Raw genomic sequence first — 18422 nt, forward strand, 5'->3', positions numbered from 1 at the left:
CTAGACTAACGGCCTGTCCGGAGTAAAGGGTTGTTGAATAATGAGAGTCATAATGATAGTTGCCTGCATGATGTTACTGACCGGTTGTGGTAGTATCATCAGTCGCACAGTGCCGGGACAGGGGCACGGACACCAGTATTATCCTGGTGTCCAGTGGGATATGCGTGACGGCGCATGGCGTTATGTGACTTTGCTTGATCTGCCATTATCACTGATAGTAGATACCTTATTACTGCCGGTGGACGCAAAACACGGCGCTTACGACTGAGCCGTCCTCTGGACATGGCTACCAGCGTTCAGATTCACTATCATCATCACTCCATTCATCTGCCGCTGCGGCGCCTTCTTCGGTATCTGTCGGGGGAGACAGCTGAAATTCACCTTCATCCCATTCGTGCAGCGTATTCTCTTCCTGCCATTCCTGCTCCAGTTCTGTAGGCTCAAAGTCACCAGACCAGACTGCCTGTGCGGCTTCATCGTACAGAAGCGGCAGGCATTCACTCTGTTCTTCATTTTCTTCACTGGAAAATTCAGCCTGCCACATGATGTCACCGTCCTGCATGACATATTTTTGCAGCGATAACTGACTAATCTCCGGATCAGAATCTTCATCAGGTGTGTTTGCCAGATATGCTTCACGTGCAGCTTCAATAGCTTCAGTCAGGGTTAAGTAAAGATCCATAGCAAGACCTCGGGTTGTCGGTGAGAGAAAACTAAAGCATAGATCAAAATACGCACCGGACAACCGGCGGATGAGTGGAAAAAACGTACTCTGTCAGGCACAGAATACGTTTACAATATCAGTAAAGTGACGGTTCGCCTTCCGGACGGGTTTTAAAACGGCGGTGCAGCCACATATACTGGTCGGGTGCCATCAATATAGCCTCTTCAACAATCTGATTCATCCGTGTTGCTGTCGCTACTTCATCAGTCAGAGGAATAGACTCACTGGCATCCGGCAAGATCACCATTTCGTATCCACGGCCATTTGGTAACCGGCGCGGAACAAAAGGAATCACGGTCGGGTGACTGGTTCGGAGCAGCATATAAGTTCCCCGGGTTGTCGCTGCTTTATTCACGCCAAAGAAAGGCGCAAACACACTGGCACGTGGGCCATAATCATGATCCGGGGCATACCAGATAATCTGGTTCGCTTTCAGGGAGCGAATCATCCCTTTAATATCTTTGCGGTCTATCATGTCTTTGTTCGACCGCATCCGTCCATAAGTCTGCAACCAGTCCAACAGCTTATTGTCATTTGGCCGGTAAACCCCGATCCCCGGATTAAAGACGCCAAAAATACGCGCGCCCAGCTCCAGCGTTAGAAAATGCATACCAATCAGCAGAACACCCCGGCCAGAGGCCAGCGCATTATCAATATGTTCCAGTCCCGAAACCCTAAACCATTTACGGATACGCCATTCCGGCCAAAACCATGCCATGCCGGTTTCCATCAGACCCATACCCACAGATTCAAAATTATGTACCAGTAATGCTTCACGATCGGCCACCGGCATGGTTGGGAAACAGAGTTCCAGGTTACGTCTGGCCGTTTTGACCCGGTTCTTAAGAAAACGCATCGACAAACGTCCCAGGTTACTGCCAATGAAATGCAGAACCGGATAAGGCAGTAATACCAACAGGTATAACAAACCAATTCCAACCCAGGTAAACCAGTATCTTGGATGAAGCAGGCTGCGGTTAAATTGAGGTAATTGAGTCATAATCTGTATTTTTATCCATGTTTTTATCCTGGCAGGGGAATCATTTCCCCTGAATTTATCTCTATTGTGCCATTTTTTTGACCCTCCGAAAACGGACGATCCTGAACACTGAGCCCTGGCTAAGAGTTCCGGGCCAGGAATTTAGCATGAATTGTCAAAGAAAATGGCAGGATCATTTTGTGCCGATAACAATTCAGGTATCATACCGACCCTCCGATAACAGTATAGATGACAGGAAAGAACACCATGCCAGTGTTACATAACCTTGTTTCGAATAAAGAGCTTAAAGAACGGATGTTGGCGGAAACTGAACCGCGCACTACCGTATCTTTCTACAAATATTTTCAGATTAACGATCCGCAGGCATTCCGTGACAACCTGTATAAGTTATTAACTGCCTTGCAGGTCTTCGGCCGAATTTACGTGGCACATGAAGGGATTAATGCCCAGGTTAGCGTGCCGGCCAGCCGTTATGAAGCGATGAAGCAGACGCTGTATCATTTTGATCCGGCATTAAATAACCTGCGGATGAATATTGCACTGGAAGATGATGGTAAATCGTTCTGGGTACTGCGGCTCAAAGTTCGGGATAGAATTGTGGCGGACGGTATTGAGGACAGTACTTTTAATGCCGCCGATGTTGGGCATTACCTGAAGGCCGACCAGGTTAACCAGATGCTGGATGATCCCGACGCAGTGTTTGTCGATATGCGTAACCACTATGAATATGAAGTGGGGCATTTTGATAATGCAATGGAGATACCGGCCGACACCTTCCGTGATCAGTTGCCTATGGCAGTCGAAATGCTGGAACAGCAGAAAGACAAGAAAATTGTTATGTACTGTACCGGCGGAATCCGTTGCGAGAAGACCAGTGCCTGGATGCGGCACAATGGTTTTGAAAATGTGTACCATATTGAAGGCGGAATTATTGAATATGCCCGTCGGGCTCGTGAACAAGGTTTACCGGTTCGGTTTAAAGGAAAAAACTTTGTCTTTGACGAGCGCATGGGCGAACGAATTTCTGACGACGTGCTGGCACATTGTCATCAGTGTGGTGCCCCCTGTGATACGCATGTTAACTGTCTGAATGATGGCTGCCATTTATTGTTTATTCAGTGTGCGGCATGCGCTGAAAAATACCATGGCTGTTGCAGTCCGATGTGTATGGAAGAATCTCAGTTGTCACCCGAAGAACAACGATTACGTCGCGCCGGACGAGAGACCAGTAATAAGATTTTCAACAAATCGCGGGGTGTATTGCGAATGACATTGCCGCAACCGGTGAAACCGGAATAAATTCAAACGCCTGACAATGTCAGGCGTTTTTTTAGCAGTGACGATAATCAGCCGGGGAACCGTAAAATTTCAGTTAAATCCCCCATTGGTTTTGAGCCGTTTTTTGCCAGGGCTTCATCACGGGTTTTCAGGCCTGGCAATTGCGGCAAATCAAAGACCCGGGTGATCAAACGCAGGATTGAACCGGTATCGTACTGCGTATGTTCCACATGTCCTTTCAGGGCATAAGGCGAAACCACCAGCGCAGGAATACGTGTACCAGGCCCCCAACGGTCCCCTTTCGGTGGTGCCACATGATCCCACCAGCCACCATTTTCATCAAAAGTAATCACCACCAGCGTATTTTCCCACTGCGGACTTTTCTGCAGGCGGTTAACAATATGCGCGATATGACGATCGCCGGACTCAACATCGGAATAGCCGGCATGCATATTCAGGTTACCCTGAGGTTTATAGAATGTGACCGGCGGCAGTTTACCGGCATCCACATCCGCCAGGAATTTATTGGTTTCGGCGCTGTCACCCAGTCCCCCATCGCGCAGATGTTGATTACGTTGTTCCGGATGTTCAGGTCCTAAATCTGCAAAATAGTTGAGTGGCTGGTGATGCAGTTGGAAATCCGGACGAGTGGGGAAGGTAGTCGTATCTTTTTTACCGTCAATCGCAAACTGCCATCCGCCGGCATACCAGGCCCAGTCAATTCCTTTCTCTGAGAGCAGATCACCAATATGCTGGTGGGTCTGAGGCGGCAGAGTTTTTGGAGACGTCATATCCGCCAGTGCCGGATTATTTTTGTCACGGCTACCTGATGGCCAGTACGGAGGTAGCATGGTATTAACGGCAAAGCCATCCGGCGTGAGCTGACTGGGTCCGAATTTAGGTATCCCTTGTAAGGCACTGGCCGGAGAATCTTCTTTCGGTTTGAGGCGCGGATCGGCCGGGTCATCACTCATCAGCGTTGCAACCTGGTCTTTAGCCGGCGACTGGTGCACGTCAGGATAAAACGGAGGACGGGCACAGACCAGATACTGGTGGTTCAGAAACGAACCACCAAAGGCCCCCTGAAAAAAGTTATCACACAGGGTATATTCCTGAGCCAGATTCCATAACCGCATGTTATAGGCGCTGTCCCCGTAATAGCCCATGGTCAGAGCACCTGAATCGGCCCAGGCGACAAATTTGTCATTTTTCCCGCCATTGATCTGCATCTGATTCTGATAAAACACATGCCATAAATCCCGGGTGACCACCCCTTGCGGCAGAGCTTCACCATCGGGTCCTTTGAGCGGAAAGGGTTCATTAGGTAATTGCTGCAAATAGGCGGCATCTTCAGCGACATGGTAAACCGTATGGTTTACGGTCTGCTCATCCGGGACCAGCCCTTTCCAGACCGGCGGGAAATGACTGAGTTCTGAGCCATCGCGGTCACGTTGCTGATAGTGCTCAGGACGAAGTTCAGCCAGCGGCTGACTCACCCCGGGAAAATTGGCAAATAAATTATTAAAACTACGGTTCTCTGCATAAATCACCACAATATTGCGAATATGCTTTCGCAGTAACTGATCCTGTTGTTTTGCAGGGAGTTTGCTCAACGCAATTTGCTGATGAGCAGGGGCAGCTTTGGCACCTGCCAGGGGCAGAATCCCGGAGCTGAGGCCGATGACTGAAGCTCCGGCAAGGAAACGGCGTCGGGCCGGATTATCCGGATTTGATGTCTGTGCTTCGGGCTGACTTCCGTTGTCTTTTTGCTGCTCATTTTCTGGTTTTTTCATTGCAGATAACCTTAATAGATTCATCAGGGTGAAAGCAGGCTGAATCCTATAAGAACCTGATTAAGGAATTATGACAGTGTAGGGCCGCAAAGGCAGGGAACGGTGATACTTCCACCCTAAGTCAGTATTTCCCCTGATACCCCGGTGAATATGAAATTTTTTTGATAGTGACACTCAGGTGACAGGACGGTGAGCAAACCTGCTCTGCCGCACGACCCTTTGAGTGTGCGGCAGGATAAATATCAGCCGTTGAACCGGCGGAGGGAGAAGGGCACCAGGTTGTCCGGCAGCGGCTTACCGGCAGCAAACTGACTGGCGATTTCCCCGAACAGTGGCGCAAATTTAAAGCCGTGTCCGCTAAGTCCGGTAATGACCAGACAATCAGGATTTTCCGGCAATGTATCGATGATAAAGTCTTCATCCGGAGACATATCGTAACTGCATGACTCACCATACAGACAACCGCCGACCCCGGGCAGGCACTGCCTGAGAAAGCTAAAACACTCACTGCCATCCCGGGACTCGCTGCCGAATGCCGGACGAGGTTTTTCCAGTAACAGCGGCTGCCCACCGTCATGGCGTCCTACCTTCAGGGCATTATCCTGCGCAGGAAAGCCGTAATACTGGCTGCCGTCATCCAGCTCAATGCTAAATCCGGGAAAATGGTTATTTTCACTGTAGCGTCCATCGGCCTGAAACCAGGCAAAGACTTTACGTTTTGGAGATACCGGCAGGTCAGGCAATAAGGTCTGTACCCGGGTGCCACAACTTACCAGCAGTTTTTTGGCGAAGTATTCTCCGTCAGCGGTCTGAACTTTTTGCAGACCATCCTGCCGGCTGACAGCACTGACCGGACAATTAAACAGCTGAGCACAACCCTGTTCACGTGCCAGACGCACCCAATTTTCGACCGCGGGTTCGGCGTCCAGATATCCGGCATCTTTTTCAAACACTGCCTGAAAATGATCTGGCAGCATAATTTCCGGCCAACGCTGCCTTGTTTCAGCAGCTGTCAGGGTCTCAGTATTCAGGGACCAGCGTTCAGCGCTAAGCAGAATATTTTTCATAAACTGAGATCCCTGTGGGCCGGCATTCAGCACTCCACAGGGATGAAGGATTTTCGCCCCGGCGTGCTGTTCGAATTCCTGCCACAATGCCTGACATCGCAACAGCAGTGGCAGATATTTTTCGCCTTCGCCATAGGCATAACGAATCAGCCGGTTTTTACCGTGGTGTGATCCTTCGCTATGAGGAGGGTGGTGAGCATCGATCATTAATACCTTCAGCCCAGCCCGGCTGGCGTAATAACCTGCTGCCGCTCCGGCAGATCCGCTGCCGGCAACTATTAAATCGTAAATCATTACCCGTTATCCCCTGTGAAAATGCACAGAAACAGGATAACAGAGCGGGGGGTGATAACAACAATAAAGGCACCCTTGGTGGGTGCCTGCAGATGAGAGATTAATGTCGGGAAAGCTGTCCGGGCCGGTTTTCTGCGGATTCTATCTTGGCAATTCCGGCTTCAAGGATCGATATAAACTGTCGTGCAACGTCGGTAGTTAACCAGTATGTCGGTCCGATATCCGCTTCTTCTTCTTTCTGTTGGAGGGAAGACAGCGAATGAAGGCGAATCATCATTGCATCGTAGACGTCGACGGTACTGATATCCCAGCCGACCAGTGAATGAGTCTGAATAACATCGTTCTCTCTATCCATAAAACCCCCTGATTACTCGTTAAACGACGTGTAGATTGAGGTTTAAATCCGGCCTTATATAAAGTATTGCAAGGCAATATAATTATAACATGTATCCCGTAAAATGGCAGATTAACGATAAAATTTTGTGAATCCAGTTGGGTAAATAGTCGCGTAAATGACCGGGCAGCCTCAGCAATTAATGGCTGTCTGGCAAAGTCCGACTCTGAATATCTGATGCCAGCTCCGTATATTGTTGCCGGAGCTCAGGTGGGTTTTCCAAAGCCTCAGCCTGGTCAGTCAGATAATGAATCATCTGTTGTTGAAGTGTGGGGCTGAGCAGGGTCATCAGTTGTGAGAGGCTTCCTTCCAGCACCTGCAACCGCTGCTGTTGTTGATGGATTAGGGTCAGTAATTCGCCAAATGTCATGGCCTCTTCTGGCTTACTCTGATTCATGACTTATTCTTCCCTTAAAAAACATACTGGGAAAAAGAATAGGCAACATCACACCCTGCGTCCAGTAGCAGATCGGTCAGGGGAGGAGAATAAAAAAACCGGATGGCGACACCCGGCAGGCGTATCAACGCTTAATCGTGACGTGACAGTCAATACATCGCCGGACTAAATCAGTCCCGGCGATATAAGTTTATACTGTATATAAATACAGTAAAAAGCGAATCAGATCAAGTCTGGTATCAATCTCAGGCGACCACTGACCAGTTCAGGGTTTCTCCTGCCAGGAAAGGGATCAACACATCATCACCGGCGGCCACTGATTCAGGAACCGTCCAGGGCTTACGCAACAGAGTGACGGTATCGGTGTTAACCGGTAATCTGTAAAACTGCGGACCATTCAGAGAACAGAAGCCTTCCAGATGCTGCAGTGCGCCCAGTTCTTCGAACACTGTGGCATAGGCCGGCAGGGCTGTCGGTGCGTTAAACACTCCCGCACAACCACAGCTGGCTTCTTTACGGTGGCGCAAATGTGGTGCTGTATCGGTGCCAAGGAAGAAACGAGGGTGACCACTGGCAACCACCGTACGTAATGCTTCCTGATGGATATTCCGTTTCAGAATGGGCAGGCAATACAGATGCGGGCGGATTCCGCCACTCAGCATATGGTTGCGGTTAAACATCAGATGCTGCGGCGTGATGGTGGCGGCCAGGTTCTGATCACCGGCAGTGACGTACTCCGCCGCATCTTTAGTGGTGATATGTTCCATCACTACCCGTAACTCAGGAAACTGGTTACGCAGGGGAATCAGTACCTGTTCGATAAATCTGGCTTCTCTGTCAAAGATATCGACATGAGAGTCCGTCACTTCTCCATGAATCAGTAATGGCATACCCAGTGACTGCATACGATCCAGCACCGCAGCGATGTGCTGAATACTGGTGACGCCGTGGCTGGAGTTGGTGGTGGCATGCGCCGGATACAGTTTAGCCGCCGTGAACACGTTATCGCGGAAACCCTTTTCGATTTCGTCCGGGTCGAGAGAGTCTGTCAGATAGCAGGTCATCAGTGGCTGAAAACGGTGCTCTGCTGGCAATGCTGCCAGAATACGTTCGCGGTAAGCGTTGGCCGCTGCCACACTGGTCACCGGAGGGACAAGGTTAGGCATGACTATCGCCCGGCCAAATACCTCGCTGGTATAGGGCAGAACGGTGTTTAGCATTTCATCATCACGTAAATGGATATGCCAGTCATCGGGGCGGCGTAAAGTGATCTTTTCAGGAAGGGCAGTCATGCATCAGGCTCCGGCGTGGAAAGTAAACGTTTGCGGGTTTTTACCGGGGACTAAGAATAAAGCCCCTGTGGCAGGAATGCACTGATTATTTATACTGATTTTATGCCACAGGGGGATGGGGACTTGTTCGGTTTACGGTGTCAAAGAGATCACCAGTTCTCCTGGTCTGACTTCCAGTCCTTTCGCCAGCTTTTTCGCCAGGGCTTCGCCGGTGCTGTGATCCGCACTCAGGACGTAAGCCGGGTTCTCTTCGAAATAATGCTTCAGTGACTGATTCAGCAACGGCGTCAGGGCGCTTACCACATCATGCAGTTTCTCCGGGGTGACCTGGATATCGGTGATTTGCAGGTCCCGGAGATAGATAGCTGACTGCTGTGGGTCAAAGACTGGCTGAGCTTTCATTTTCAGGTTCACCACCGCGTGCTTATCACCAAACAGTGACTGCAAACGGATATCTGCACTACCAGACAGCATCACTTTATTTGGCTCTTCGCGTCCAATAGCTGCCTGCAGATTACTCAGGACAATATGGGCGTTTGCCAGTCCGTTAACACCAATGTCTTTCTGATAATTATCATGTTTTTGCAGTGCTTTGTTTACCTGCTGTTCACTGATTGAATATTCTGTCAGGTGGTTACAGCCACTGAGCAGCAATACTGTAAAAAACACCGACAGACAGAAAACAAATTTACGCATTTATTCCTCAACTTACAGATAATATCCTGGCTTGTCTGATGATCATTTTGCCTGAGTTCTCCGGGGGTGTCATCCGTAAGACCCGGCAGAGGATGTTACTGCTATTATCAGCCGCGGGGAATGGCGGTGCAGAATCGTCGCAAAACAGTGCGTTTTTAATGGGATAAATTTACTGTTGGTATTAACATAACCTGCCGGCCGGTCAGAAAGGACAGTGCCGCCTATTATCTGCTCATCAGTCAGGGAGTATTTATGTTTGGATATCGTACAGTATCTTCGCGGGTGAGTCTGACCACTGACCGGATGGTGGTGCGTTTGGTGAATGACCGTGATGCGTGGCGAATGGCAGATTATTATGCAGCTAACCGTGATTACCTCACGCCATGGGAGCCTATCCGTGACCAAAGCTATTTTCAGCCTTCCGGCTGGCAGCCACGGTTGTCCATTATGACTGAGCAGCAACGGCAGGGGGCGGCCTACTATTTTATTTTACTGGACCCCACCGGTCAGGAAGTGATGGGCGTGGCGAATTTCAGTAATGTGGTGCGCGGCTGTTTCTATGCCTGTTATCTCGGCTATTCACTGGGAGAAAAATGGCAGGGACAGGGACTGATGCAGGAAGCATTGCAGGCAGCGATTCGTTACATGCAGCGTCAGCACAAAATCCACCGCATCATGGCTAATTACATGCCACGCAATCAACGAAGCGGTAATCTGCTGGCCAGGCTGGGATTCGAGAAAGAAGGTTATGCACGTCAGTATTTATTGATTAATGGCGTCTGGGAGGATCATGTCCTCACCGCACTGACCTGGGCGGAAGGCAGCGCAGATAAATACTGCTAACTCATGCCTTGTAACAAACATCGCTGGTGATTTTTATCAGCCTCAGTAGACTAACGCCGGCTCGCTGGATGAGCGAACCACTGAACGGGAACCTGACTACCGTTCGGGACATACATGTCGTAATTGCAGGATGTCTGAACACTTATGAATTTGCTTAAATCACTGGCTGCGGTCAGTTCTATGACGCTGTTTTCGCGTGTGCTGGGTTTTGCGCGCGATGCGATAGTTGCCCGGGTTTTTGGGGCCGGGATGGCAACTGATGCCTTTTTTGTGGCGTTCAAATTACCCAATCTGTTACGCCGTATCTTCGCCGAAGGGGCATTTTCTCAGGCATTCGTGCCGATTCTGGCTGAATACAAGAATAAACAGGGTGAAGAAGCGACCCGTATTTTTGTGTCGTATGTTTCCGGATTACTGACACTGGTACTGGCGGTGGTAACATTGCTGGGAATGCTGGCGGCCCCTTGGGTTATCTACGTTACCGCGCCCGGGTTTGCAGATACCGCAGATAAATTTGCACTGACCACGGCACTGTTGCGGGTCACCTTTCCCTATATTCTGCTTATCTCTATTGCTTCATTAATTGGCGCTATTCTGAATACCTGGAACCGTTTCTCTGTTCCGGCTTTTGCACCAACCTTATTGAATGTAAGTATGATTTTCTTTGCACTGGTGGCCGCGCCCTGGTTTCACCCGCATGTCATGGCTCTGGCATGGGCAGTGGTCGCCGGTGGGGTACTACAGTTAGGCTACCAGCTGCCGCATTTACGTAAGATAGGTATGCTGGTTTTACCACGAATTAACCTGCGTGATGCTGGTGTCTGGCGGGTCTTACGTCAGATGGGGCCGGCTATCCTGGGGGTTTCCGTCAGCCAGATTTCATTAATTATCAACACTATTTTTGCTTCATTTCTGGTCTCTGGTTCTGTTTCATGGATGTACTACGCAGACCGCCTGATGGAGTTTCCGTCGGGGGTGCTGGGTGTGGCTTTGGGTACAATACTGTTACCCTCATTATCGCGCAGTTTTTCCAGTGGAAATTTTACTGAATATTCTCACCTGATGGACTGGGGACTGCGGTTATGCCTGTTACTCGCGATCCCAAGTTCGGTCGCCATTGGTATTCTTGCCGGACCGTTGACGTCAGCATTGTTCCAGTACGGTAAATTCACTGCGTTCGATGCGCTGATGACCCAACGGGCACTGGTGGCTTATGCGGTAGGCCTGGTTGGGCTGATCGTGGTGAAGGTGTTGGCGCCGGGGTTCTACTCCCGTCAGGACATTAAAACCCCGGTCAAGATTGCCATAGTGACCCTGATTTCGACACAAATTATGAATTTGGCATTTATCGGGCCACTGAAACATGCCGGTTTATCCCTGTCGATTGGTCTGGCAGCCTGTCTGAACGCGGCGTTGTTATTCTGGCAGTTACGTAAGAAAAACTTTTTCCAGCCGCAGCCTGGTTGGGCTCGTTTTCTTATTCGTCTGATTATTTCGGTTCTGATTATGGCCGCCGTGTTATGCGTTATCCTGCATTACATGCCGTCATGGGGTGAAGGCGAAATGGTGTGGCGTATCCTGCGGCTGGCCGGTGTTTGTGCGATTGGCGGGGCGGTTTATTTTGGCAGTCTGGGACTGCTGGGTTTCAGAGTGAAAGATTTTGCCCGTCGTAGCCAGACCTGATTAGGCTTTACCGGCAGTGACAGCTCTGTGGCTGCCGGTTCATTTCCCTTCCTTTACCCTTCCGTGCGATCTGATCTTCACTTTACGCAGGAGATCTGGCTGTGCTTCGCCCGGAGTTCCGGGGCTTATTCGGATGCCGTTATTCACCTTGTCGGAGAATACAATGGTCAGGAAATTCAGGCAAAAAAGCACCGGACAGGGGGAGCGCCCTGTTCCGGGAAGGGATGACGACACTTTTTTTATCCGTTATTTCGTCTGACCATCCGGGCCGTAGAAATGCTGGTTTTTAAGTGGTGTTAATACAGCCAGTGCCTGTTGTGTCCACTGAAACTGCTGCTGTAAAAGCATACCGGTATGCTGATTGGCTTGCTGTAAAACTGACAGTTGATGACACAGATCCAGCCACATTGAGTGCAACTCTTCGGAACGGGCAAATGGCGCGGTCAACCCGACAGGCTGTCCGGTCTCGGTCAGACGGGTATCAAGATAACCCAGGGTATTTAATGCGGCCTGTTTATCTTCGGTCAGACTTTGTAAGCGGTAGCTGTCAGGCCGGGCACTGCTCAGTTCCTGCTGTTCCCTCTGTATCATCAGTTGTAGTGAGGAAAGGACCTGCTGCATATTCTGTATAATGATCTTCAGCTTCCCGCGGACATTAGTCTGCATCACTTTCCATCCTTATCAGGCTGCCGGCAATTCCCTGTGCAACGGCACGGCTGTTTGTCTGATAACTACCCTCTGCCAGAGCCTTGCGAATTTCGTCCACCCGGGACTGCCGGATATCCTGGCTGTTGTCATTATGCAGCATCTGCTGTGTCTGCTGAAGGTTAATCCTTGGAGCCGGAGACCGGGTTTCAGGAGTCGGGGAGCTATTTCGGTTCAGGATAACAGGGCCCCGTGGTTTTGCTGCCGCCTTTATCACTGCGGCAGACAAGGTTTTATCAATGCTCATCATTTTCGCTCCACTACAGAGGGTTCACTACCTGGATATTCAGGCGGGATACACGGGTTATCGGCAACGGAGATCAAAACATTAGGCTTAGGTTTTGCTTTAATTGATGTTTACGCTCAACTTTCCTTGGGCATCGACTACTGCATTAACGATCTGCCCGTTTTCGGTACGAACTTTGACTTCCCCGCCTGCTGCGGCATTGTTTAGTGCAGTACCGGAACTGCTCGCCCTGAATCCTTCGCCGTTGAGTTCGACCTGCACGTTATCACCACTTTTCACTCGCCAGGGTTTGCGAAACAAGCTGGAAATAATCACTTTTCCAGGCGGAACAGACTGCAATGCGATAGCGGGTAGCAGTGTTTCCGGAACCAGCAAGGCTCGTGCCGGCAGCTTGTCCAGCCTGCCACTCTGTACTGACAACATATTCCGGCTGACCAGGCTGCCTCTGCTGATGGCTTGTGATGAAACATAATATTGACCGGTGACCTGGAGTTCTATCTGTAGAAAATTTCGTCGTTGTCCGCAACTTGCGCTGACCGTCATTCTTCCCCAGCGCTGGCTGTTCCCGGGCAAGCTAAACACTGGTTGTGTGCAGTCTGGCCATTGTTTCGACGGTGTGCGAACCACCACCTGCATATGGGCTGCATAGCCTGGATCCCTGCTGGCAAAAAACACCTTTAGCTGCTGTGAAAGATCGTTGGCCTGGCCGAAAAAGGCAGGGAATAATAACAGTAAACTCAGGTGTTTTCTCATCGGGGTAACTCTAATTGACTGTAATTTAGGTTAATTTTAGACATTAACTGCAATTCTCAAACGATAAACTAGCGCTGTTTTTTTTGGCTATTCTGCCGATTTCCTGATGTTCCGATCCCGTATTGTGACCAGACTTATTTGCTAACCGGAGCAACTTATGTCCGACAAACTGGATGCCAGCCTGAACTTTGCCAGTCAGGCATTAAATCTGCGTGATCAGCGCCAGAAGATACTCGCATCTAACATTGCCAATGCAGACACTCCCGGATATCAGGCCAGGGACATTGATTTTTCTGAGCAACTGACCCGGGCTATCCGTGAGGGCCAACCCCAAGCCCGGGGACTGTCTCTGAACCTGACTTCCGGGCGGCATATTGCCGCGCAAAGTCAAACGTTTCTCTCTCCTGATTTACTCTATCGCGTACCCGATCAGCCAGCCGCGGACGGGAATACCGTCGATATGGACAGAGAGCGGGTACAGTTTGCGGATAACAGTATGAAGTATCAGGCTGACCTGACCATTTTATCTTCACAAATCAAACAGATGATAAGCGTAATGCAAGGATAACTGATGCCATGAGCCTCTTTTCTATTTTTGATATCTCCGGGTCAGCACTGACAGCAGAGTCACAACGACTGAATGTCAGCGCCAGTAATCTGGCTAATGCTGACAGCCGGACCGGACCGGATGGCCAGCCATACCGGGCTAAACAGGTGATTTTCAGGAGTAATGCTTCTGCCGCGAATGGTGCTGGTGGGGTACATGTGGCCGGGATAGTGGATGATCCTGTCCCGTTCAAACGAGTTTACGCCCCGGGCGACCCTCAGGCAGATGGCCAAGGGTACATACGGATGCCAAACGTGGATGTGGTCGCTGAAACCGTTAACACCATTTCAGCTTCGCGCAGTTACCAGGCCAATGTGGAAGTGATGAATACCGCCAAAAGCCTGATGATGAAAACGCTGACCCTGGGTCAGTAAAGGAGACAACATGAGTATTAGTGCGACGGTGGAAAGAGCCAGCAACCAGCCGGTAATACGCGACAGCACAGCCAGCAACAGTAATGGCAACAGCGCCGCAGACCTGCAGAATCAGTTTATGACGTTGCTGGTGGCTCAGCTGAAAAATCAGGATCCCACCAATCCAATGGATAATAGTGCTCTGACCTCACAGCTGGCACAAATCAATACGCTGAGTGGCATTGAGCAGCTTAATACCACCCTGAATTCGGTATCAGGACAAATTTCCGCGGGCCAGTCTATGGAAAATACCTTACTGATTGGCCATGGGGTGATGGTGCCGGGCAACACACTGCTGTCAGGCAAAGACAGCTCTTCAGATGACGGCGCAATGACCACAACCCCGTTTGGTGTCGAGACTCCGGTCAGCATCAGTAGTGCGGTAGCCACCATTACCGACAGCGACGGCAATGTTGTCGCGAAACTGGATCTCGGCAGTATGGATGCCGGGGTACATACCTTCCAGTGGGATGGGACCGGTGAAGACGGTAGCCCGGCTCCGGAAGGGAAATACACGGTAACTATTAGTGCCAGTGCCGATGATACCCCGGTGGATGTGACCAGCCTGAGCTATGCCCAGGTATATGGTGTGACTCCGGGAGTGAACGGTAATCCCGGTGTGCTAAATCTCGGGGCTTTTGGCAACGCGACTCTCGATCAGATACGTCAGATTCTTTAACTTACTTAGGAGCTATTATGTCTTTTTCACAGGCTGTCAGTGGGCTTAATGCCGCTTCAGCGAATCTGGATGTCATAGGTAACAATATTGCTAACTCAGCAACGTCTGGTTTTAAAGCCAGTACCGCAGCCTTTGCCGATATGTTTGCCGCCTCGCAGATAGGGCTGGGGACCAAAGTGTCGAAAGTGATTCAGGACTTCGGCGACGGGGCGACAACCTCGACGGGACGAGCCCTGGATGTGGCACTGAGTGGTAACGGCTTTTTCCGCCTGACCGATACCAGCGGTAATGTTTACTATTCACGAAATGGTCAGTTCTCGCTGGATGCCAACCGTAATCTGGTGAATACCGGAGGACTGAATGTGACCGGTTATCCGGCCAGTGGGATTCCGGCGGTGATTCAAACCGGGGCTAATCCGGGCCCGTTGAAAATTCCGGATACCCAGATGCAGGCCAATGCAACCACCAAAGCCTCATTAGTGGCAAAGCTGAATTCGACCGATTCGGTTCCCGATGTGACCCCTTTTGATCCTACTAATGTGGATAGCTTCAATGCGAAAAGTACCGTTACGGTGTTTGACTCACAGGGCAATCAGCATCAGCTTGACCTTTATTTTGTAAAGAATGCGGATAATCAATGGACCTGTAACCCGATAGATTCAACCACCGGTCAGGCCAGTGCCTCTTTCGGGATGACTTTTGATGAAAATGGGGTACTGACCAGCTCACCGCAACAAACGTTGGTGATTCAGGGCAGTAATGGCGCCGCCGCTAATCAGTCTATTACCCTGAGCCTGTTGAACAGTATGCAGCAGAACACCGGAGCGAGTACTTTTGGCAGCCCTGAACAGGATGGATTTGCACCAGGCGATCTGACGGGTTATCGCATCAATGATGACGGTACTATTACAGGCACATACTCCAACCAGAAAACTCAGCTACTGGGGCAGATTGTGTTGTCATCTTTTGCCAACCCGGAAGGGCTTCAGTCACAGGGGGATAATGTCTGGGCAGAAACCAGTGCCTCGGGTCAGCCGGCGCTCGGTGTTGCCGATACCGGCAACTTTGGTTCACTGACCGCCGGAGCCCTTGAAGCTTCAAATGTGGATATGAGTAAAGAGCTGGTGAATATGATTGTCGCACAACGTAATTATCAGTCGAATGCGCAGACAATCAAAACCCAGGATCAGATCCTTAACACGCTGGTTAACCTGCGTTAAGCGAAGGGCTTTGCAATGGATCATGCGATTTATACCGCCATGGGAGGGGCCAGCCAGACTCTGGAAATGCAGGCCATTACCACCGCGAACCTGGCAAATATTTCGACACCCGGCTTCAGAGCTCAGCTCAGCGCGATGCGGGCTGTTCCCGTCAACGGGCCAACGCTAGCTACACGGACCTTAGTCGCAGCATCCACGCCCGGTGCCGATATGTCGGCCGGTAAACTGGATTACACCGAACGTCCGTTGGATGTCGCGGCCGAGCCTGAGGGTTGGCTGGCTATCCGGATGGCCGATGGCAGTGAAGCCTACACCCGTAACGGTAATATGCAGCTGGATTCGCAGGGAATGCTGACCATTGCCGGCCATCCGGTGGTTGGCGAGGACGGGCCGATTGCGCTACCTCAGAATGCACAGCTGACCATCGCTGCCGACGGTTCAATTACCGCACTGAACCCGGGAGATCAGCCTAATGCCACCGTACAGGTGGCAAGACTGAAACTGGTTCATGCCGGCCCCACTACTCTGCAACGCTCTGACGATGGTTTTTTTCGGCCAACCCCACAGGTGATTCGGCAGTCAGGCGCCGTATTACCGGCAGATTTGAATTTGCGGGTGATGCCCGGCGTGCTGGAGGGCAGTAACGTTAATCCGGCCGAAACCATGGTGGCAATGATCAATCAGGCCCGGCGCTTTGAAATGCAGATGAAAGTGATAGGCAGCGTTGACCAGAACGAACAGAAGGCCAACCAGTTATTGTCATTAAACAGCTAAGGGAACCGACTGACAATGATACGTTCTTTATGGATAGCAAAAACCGGTCTGGATGCACAACAGACCAATATGGATGTCATTTCCAACAACCTGGCTAACGTCAGTACTAATGGTTTTAAGCGTTCACGGGCAGTATTTGAAGATTTGATCTACCAGACGCTGCGCCAGCCAGGAACGCAGTCTTCAGAACAGGATACGTTGCCCTCAGGGTTACAGATTGGTACGGGGGTTCGCCCGGTGACCACCGAACGGCTGCATTCGCAGGGCAACCTGTCTAAAACGGATAATGCCAAGGATATTGCCATCAATGGGCAGGGGTATTTTCAGGTACTGTTGCCGGATGGCAGTTCGGCGTACACCCGTGATGGTTCATTCCAGGTGGATCAGAATGGACAGTTGGTGAACAACGCAGGGTTTCAGGTACAGCCCGGGATTACTATTCCTGCAAATGCGTTGAGTATTACCGTTTCCCGTGACGGTGTTGTAAGTGTCACGCAGCCCGGTCAAACCCGTGCCGCCCAGGTAGGTCAGCTCACTCTGAATACTTTTGTGAATGATGCCGGTCTCGACAGCAAAGGGGAGAACCTCTATCAGGAAACTCAGGCATCAGGCGCTCCGACAGAAAGCACCCCCGGGCAGAACGGTGCCGGGTTGTTGTATCAGGGCTATGTTGAAACCTCGAACGTTAATGTTGCCGAAGAGCTGGTATCGATGATTCAGACTCAGCGAGCCTATGAAATTAACAGCAAAGCAATCAGTACCTCGGATCAGATGCTACAACGTCTGACACAACTCTGATTACACTGACGACCGGCTGCCGCAGGCGGCCGGTGTATTATCACTGAAGAGCGAGTGCTACTGTGGCGAAGTTTGCTTTATATAAAGGAATGGTCACGTCCCTGTTACTGATGACGGGCGGATGCGCCCTGATCCCTCCGACCCCGCTGGTCAAAGGTTCCACCACTGCAGTGCCGCCACCGCCAGGTAACCCGGTGGTGGACGGTTCAATTTTTCAGGGGGTTGCCCCTGTCAGTTACGGCTATCAGCCGTTATTTGAAGACCGCCGACCACGAAATATTGGCGATACTCTGACAATTGTATTGCAGGAAAATGTCAGCGCCAGCAAAAGTTCTTCCAGTAATGCCAGTCGTAAAGGCAGCAGCAGTTTCGGACTCACTGCGACTCCCCGTTTCCTGAACGGACTGCTGGGGGGGGATAAAACCAGTTTTGACGGCAGTGGTGGTCACGATTTTAATGGCAAAGGAGGCGCTACTGCTAATAACACCTTTACCGGTACCATTACCGTTACCGTGGATAAAGTCCTGACCAACGGCAATCTCAATGTCGTTGGTGAGAAACAGATTGCGATTAATCAGGGCGCCGAATTTATCCGATTCTCCGGGGTAGTCAATCCGCGCACCATTAATGCCAGTAATTCCGTGGTATCTACCTCCGTCGCTGATGCCCGCATTGAGTATGTCGGTAACGGTTATATCAATGAAGCGCAACAGATGGGCTGGCTGCAACGCTTTTTCCTGAATGTTTCCCCTATGTAGGAGGCCA

At 50.6% G+C, this 18422-nt stretch carries 22 protein-coding genes; 11 read left to right on the forward strand and 11 right to left on the reverse strand.

The genetic code is table 11. From position 1 onward, the window contains the following. The first annotated feature begins 40 nt into the window (after nucleotides 1–40). Nucleotides 41–268, forward strand: coding sequence for a YceK/YidQ family lipoprotein (locus HA49_RS02145; RefSeq protein WP_038020003.1), 228 nt, complete (start codon nucleotides 41–43; stop codon nucleotides 266–268). Nucleotides 269–286: 18 nt separating this feature from the next. On the opposite strand, the gene HA49_RS02150 is transcribed toward HA49_RS02145, so the two are convergent. Together HA49_RS02150 and HA49_RS02155 are read right to left on the reverse strand one after the other, a co-directional pair. Further along, a complete protein-coding gene (locus tag HA49_RS02150; RefSeq protein WP_038020005.1) occupies nucleotides 287–682 on the reverse strand; it encodes a MysB family protein in 396 nt (131 codons plus the stop codon). A gap of 118 nt (nucleotides 683–800) precedes the next feature. Beyond that, nucleotides 801–1724, reverse strand: coding sequence for a Kdo(2)-lipid IV(A) acyltransferase (locus tag HA49_RS02155; protein WP_038020006.1), 924 nt, complete (start codon nucleotides 1722–1724; stop codon nucleotides 801–803). A gap of 246 nt (nucleotides 1725–1970) precedes the next feature. Between HA49_RS02155 and trhO the strand changes: the two genes are divergently transcribed. After that, nucleotides 1971–3023, forward strand: coding sequence for an oxygen-dependent tRNA uridine(34) hydroxylase TrhO (trhO, locus tag HA49_RS02160; protein ID WP_038020009.1), 1053 nt, complete (start codon nucleotides 1971–1973; stop codon nucleotides 3021–3023). Between the two features lie 47 nt (nucleotides 3024–3070). On the opposite strand, the gene acpA is transcribed toward trhO, so the two are convergent. The 6 genes from acpA to HA49_RS02190 all read right to left on the reverse strand — a co-directional run bounded on the left by acpA (nucleotide 3071) and on the right by HA49_RS02190 (nucleotide 8935). After that, nucleotides 3071–4795 (reverse strand): acid phosphatase, encoded by a 1725-nt coding sequence (gene acpA, locus HA49_RS02165; RefSeq protein WP_038020011.1) that lies wholly within the window; start codon nucleotides 4793–4795, stop codon nucleotides 3071–3073. 242 nt (nucleotides 4796–5037) lie between these two features. Continuing rightward, nucleotides 5038–6156, reverse strand: a complete 1119-nt coding sequence (solA, locus tag HA49_RS02170; protein WP_038020014.1) for an N-methyl-L-tryptophan oxidase — start codon at nucleotides 6154–6156, stop codon at nucleotides 5038–5040. A gap of 100 nt (nucleotides 6157–6256) precedes the next feature. After that, nucleotides 6257–6511 (reverse strand): biofilm formation regulator BssS, encoded by a 255-nt coding sequence (gene bssS, locus HA49_RS02175; protein ID WP_038020017.1) that lies wholly within the window; start codon nucleotides 6509–6511, stop codon nucleotides 6257–6259. A 178-nt stretch (nucleotides 6512–6689) separates the two neighbouring features. Further along, nucleotides 6690–6947, reverse strand: coding sequence for a hypothetical protein (locus HA49_RS02180; protein ID WP_038020019.1), 258 nt, complete (start codon nucleotides 6945–6947; stop codon nucleotides 6690–6692). A 245-nt stretch (nucleotides 6948–7192) separates the two neighbouring features. Continuing rightward, the gene (gene pyrC, locus HA49_RS02185) at nucleotides 7193–8239 is read right to left on the reverse strand and encodes a dihydroorotase (RefSeq protein WP_038020021.1); all 1047 of its coding nucleotides are present in this window, start codon (nucleotides 8237–8239) and stop codon (nucleotides 7193–7195) included. 132 nt (nucleotides 8240–8371) lie between these two features. Further along, entirely contained in the window at nucleotides 8372–8935 is a 564-nt protein-coding gene (locus tag HA49_RS02190) for a lipoprotein (protein WP_038020023.1), read from the reverse strand. A gap of 252 nt (nucleotides 8936–9187) precedes the next feature. Here HA49_RS02190 and rimJ point away from each other — a divergent pair, with 252 nt between their 5' ends. Then, nucleotides 9188–9778, forward strand: a complete 591-nt coding sequence (rimJ, locus tag HA49_RS02195) for a ribosomal protein S5-alanine N-acetyltransferase (protein WP_038020025.1) — start codon at nucleotides 9188–9190, stop codon at nucleotides 9776–9778. Nucleotides 9779–9922: 144 nt separating this feature from the next. Further along, nucleotides 9923–11461 (forward strand): murein biosynthesis integral membrane protein MurJ, encoded by a 1539-nt coding sequence (murJ, locus tag HA49_RS02200; protein ID WP_038020028.1) that lies wholly within the window; start codon nucleotides 9923–9925, stop codon nucleotides 11459–11461. Between the two features lie 246 nt (nucleotides 11462–11707). Here the strand turns inward: murJ and HA49_RS02205 are convergent, their stop codons facing one another. The 3 genes from HA49_RS02205 to flgA all read right to left on the reverse strand — a co-directional run bounded on the left by HA49_RS02205 (nucleotide 11708) and on the right by flgA (nucleotide 13166). Further along, nucleotides 11708–12127, reverse strand: coding sequence for a flagella synthesis protein FlgN (locus HA49_RS02205; protein ID WP_038020030.1), 420 nt, complete (start codon nucleotides 12125–12127; stop codon nucleotides 11708–11710). After that, complete coding sequence (gene flgM / locus HA49_RS02210) at nucleotides 12117–12416, reverse strand: flagellar biosynthesis anti-sigma factor FlgM (protein ID WP_084706345.1); 300 nt, start codon at nucleotides 12414–12416, stop codon at nucleotides 12117–12119. Before flgM ends, HA49_RS02205 begins: the two co-directional genes overlap by 11 nt. Before the next feature lie 96 nt (nucleotides 12417–12512). Beyond that, on the reverse strand, nucleotides 12513–13166 hold the full coding sequence (gene flgA / locus HA49_RS02215; RefSeq protein WP_038020036.1) for a flagellar basal body P-ring formation chaperone FlgA: 654 nt from the start codon (nucleotides 13164–13166) through the stop codon (nucleotides 12513–12515). Between the two features lie 157 nt (nucleotides 13167–13323). Here flgA and flgB point away from each other — a divergent pair, with 157 nt between their 5' ends. From flgB to HA49_RS02250, 7 genes are all read left to right on the forward strand, one after another. Beyond that, nucleotides 13324–13734: a flagellar basal body rod protein FlgB gene (flgB, locus tag HA49_RS02220; RefSeq protein WP_038020039.1), complete on the forward strand. Its 411-nt coding sequence runs from the start codon at nucleotides 13324–13326 to the stop codon at nucleotides 13732–13734. Nucleotides 13735–13742: 8 nt separating this feature from the next. Next, on the forward strand, nucleotides 13743–14147 hold the full coding sequence (gene flgC / locus HA49_RS02225) for a flagellar basal body rod protein FlgC (RefSeq protein ID WP_038020042.1): 405 nt from the start codon (nucleotides 13743–13745) through the stop codon (nucleotides 14145–14147). A 10-nt stretch (nucleotides 14148–14157) separates the two neighbouring features. Beyond that, complete coding sequence (locus tag HA49_RS02230; RefSeq protein WP_038020045.1) at nucleotides 14158–14865, forward strand: flagellar hook assembly protein FlgD; 708 nt, start codon at nucleotides 14158–14160, stop codon at nucleotides 14863–14865. A 17-nt stretch (nucleotides 14866–14882) separates the two neighbouring features. Then, nucleotides 14883–16085 carry a flagellar hook protein FlgE gene (gene flgE, locus HA49_RS02235; RefSeq protein WP_038020047.1) on the forward strand — a complete coding sequence of 401 codons (1203 nt, stop codon included), beginning with the start codon at nucleotides 14883–14885 and terminating at the stop codon, nucleotides 16083–16085. A gap of 15 nt (nucleotides 16086–16100) precedes the next feature. Beyond that, entirely contained in the window at nucleotides 16101–16859 is a 759-nt protein-coding gene (locus HA49_RS02240; protein ID WP_038020050.1) for a flagellar basal body rod protein FlgF, read from the forward strand. 15 nt (nucleotides 16860–16874) lie between these two features. Continuing rightward, nucleotides 16875–17657, forward strand: coding sequence for a flagellar basal-body rod protein FlgG (flgG, locus tag HA49_RS02245; protein ID WP_038020053.1), 783 nt, complete (start codon nucleotides 16875–16877; stop codon nucleotides 17655–17657). An 89-nt stretch (nucleotides 17658–17746) separates the two neighbouring features. Then, nucleotides 17747–18415 (forward strand): flagellar basal body L-ring protein FlgH, encoded by a 669-nt coding sequence (locus HA49_RS02250; protein WP_156994513.1) that lies wholly within the window; start codon nucleotides 17747–17749, stop codon nucleotides 18413–18415. Nucleotides 18416–18422: the final 7 nt, after the last annotated feature.

Source organism: Tatumella morbirosei (assembly GCF_000757425.2).
GTDB classification, from domain to species: Bacteria; Pseudomonadota; Gammaproteobacteria; order Enterobacterales; family Enterobacteriaceae; genus Tatumella; species Tatumella morbirosei.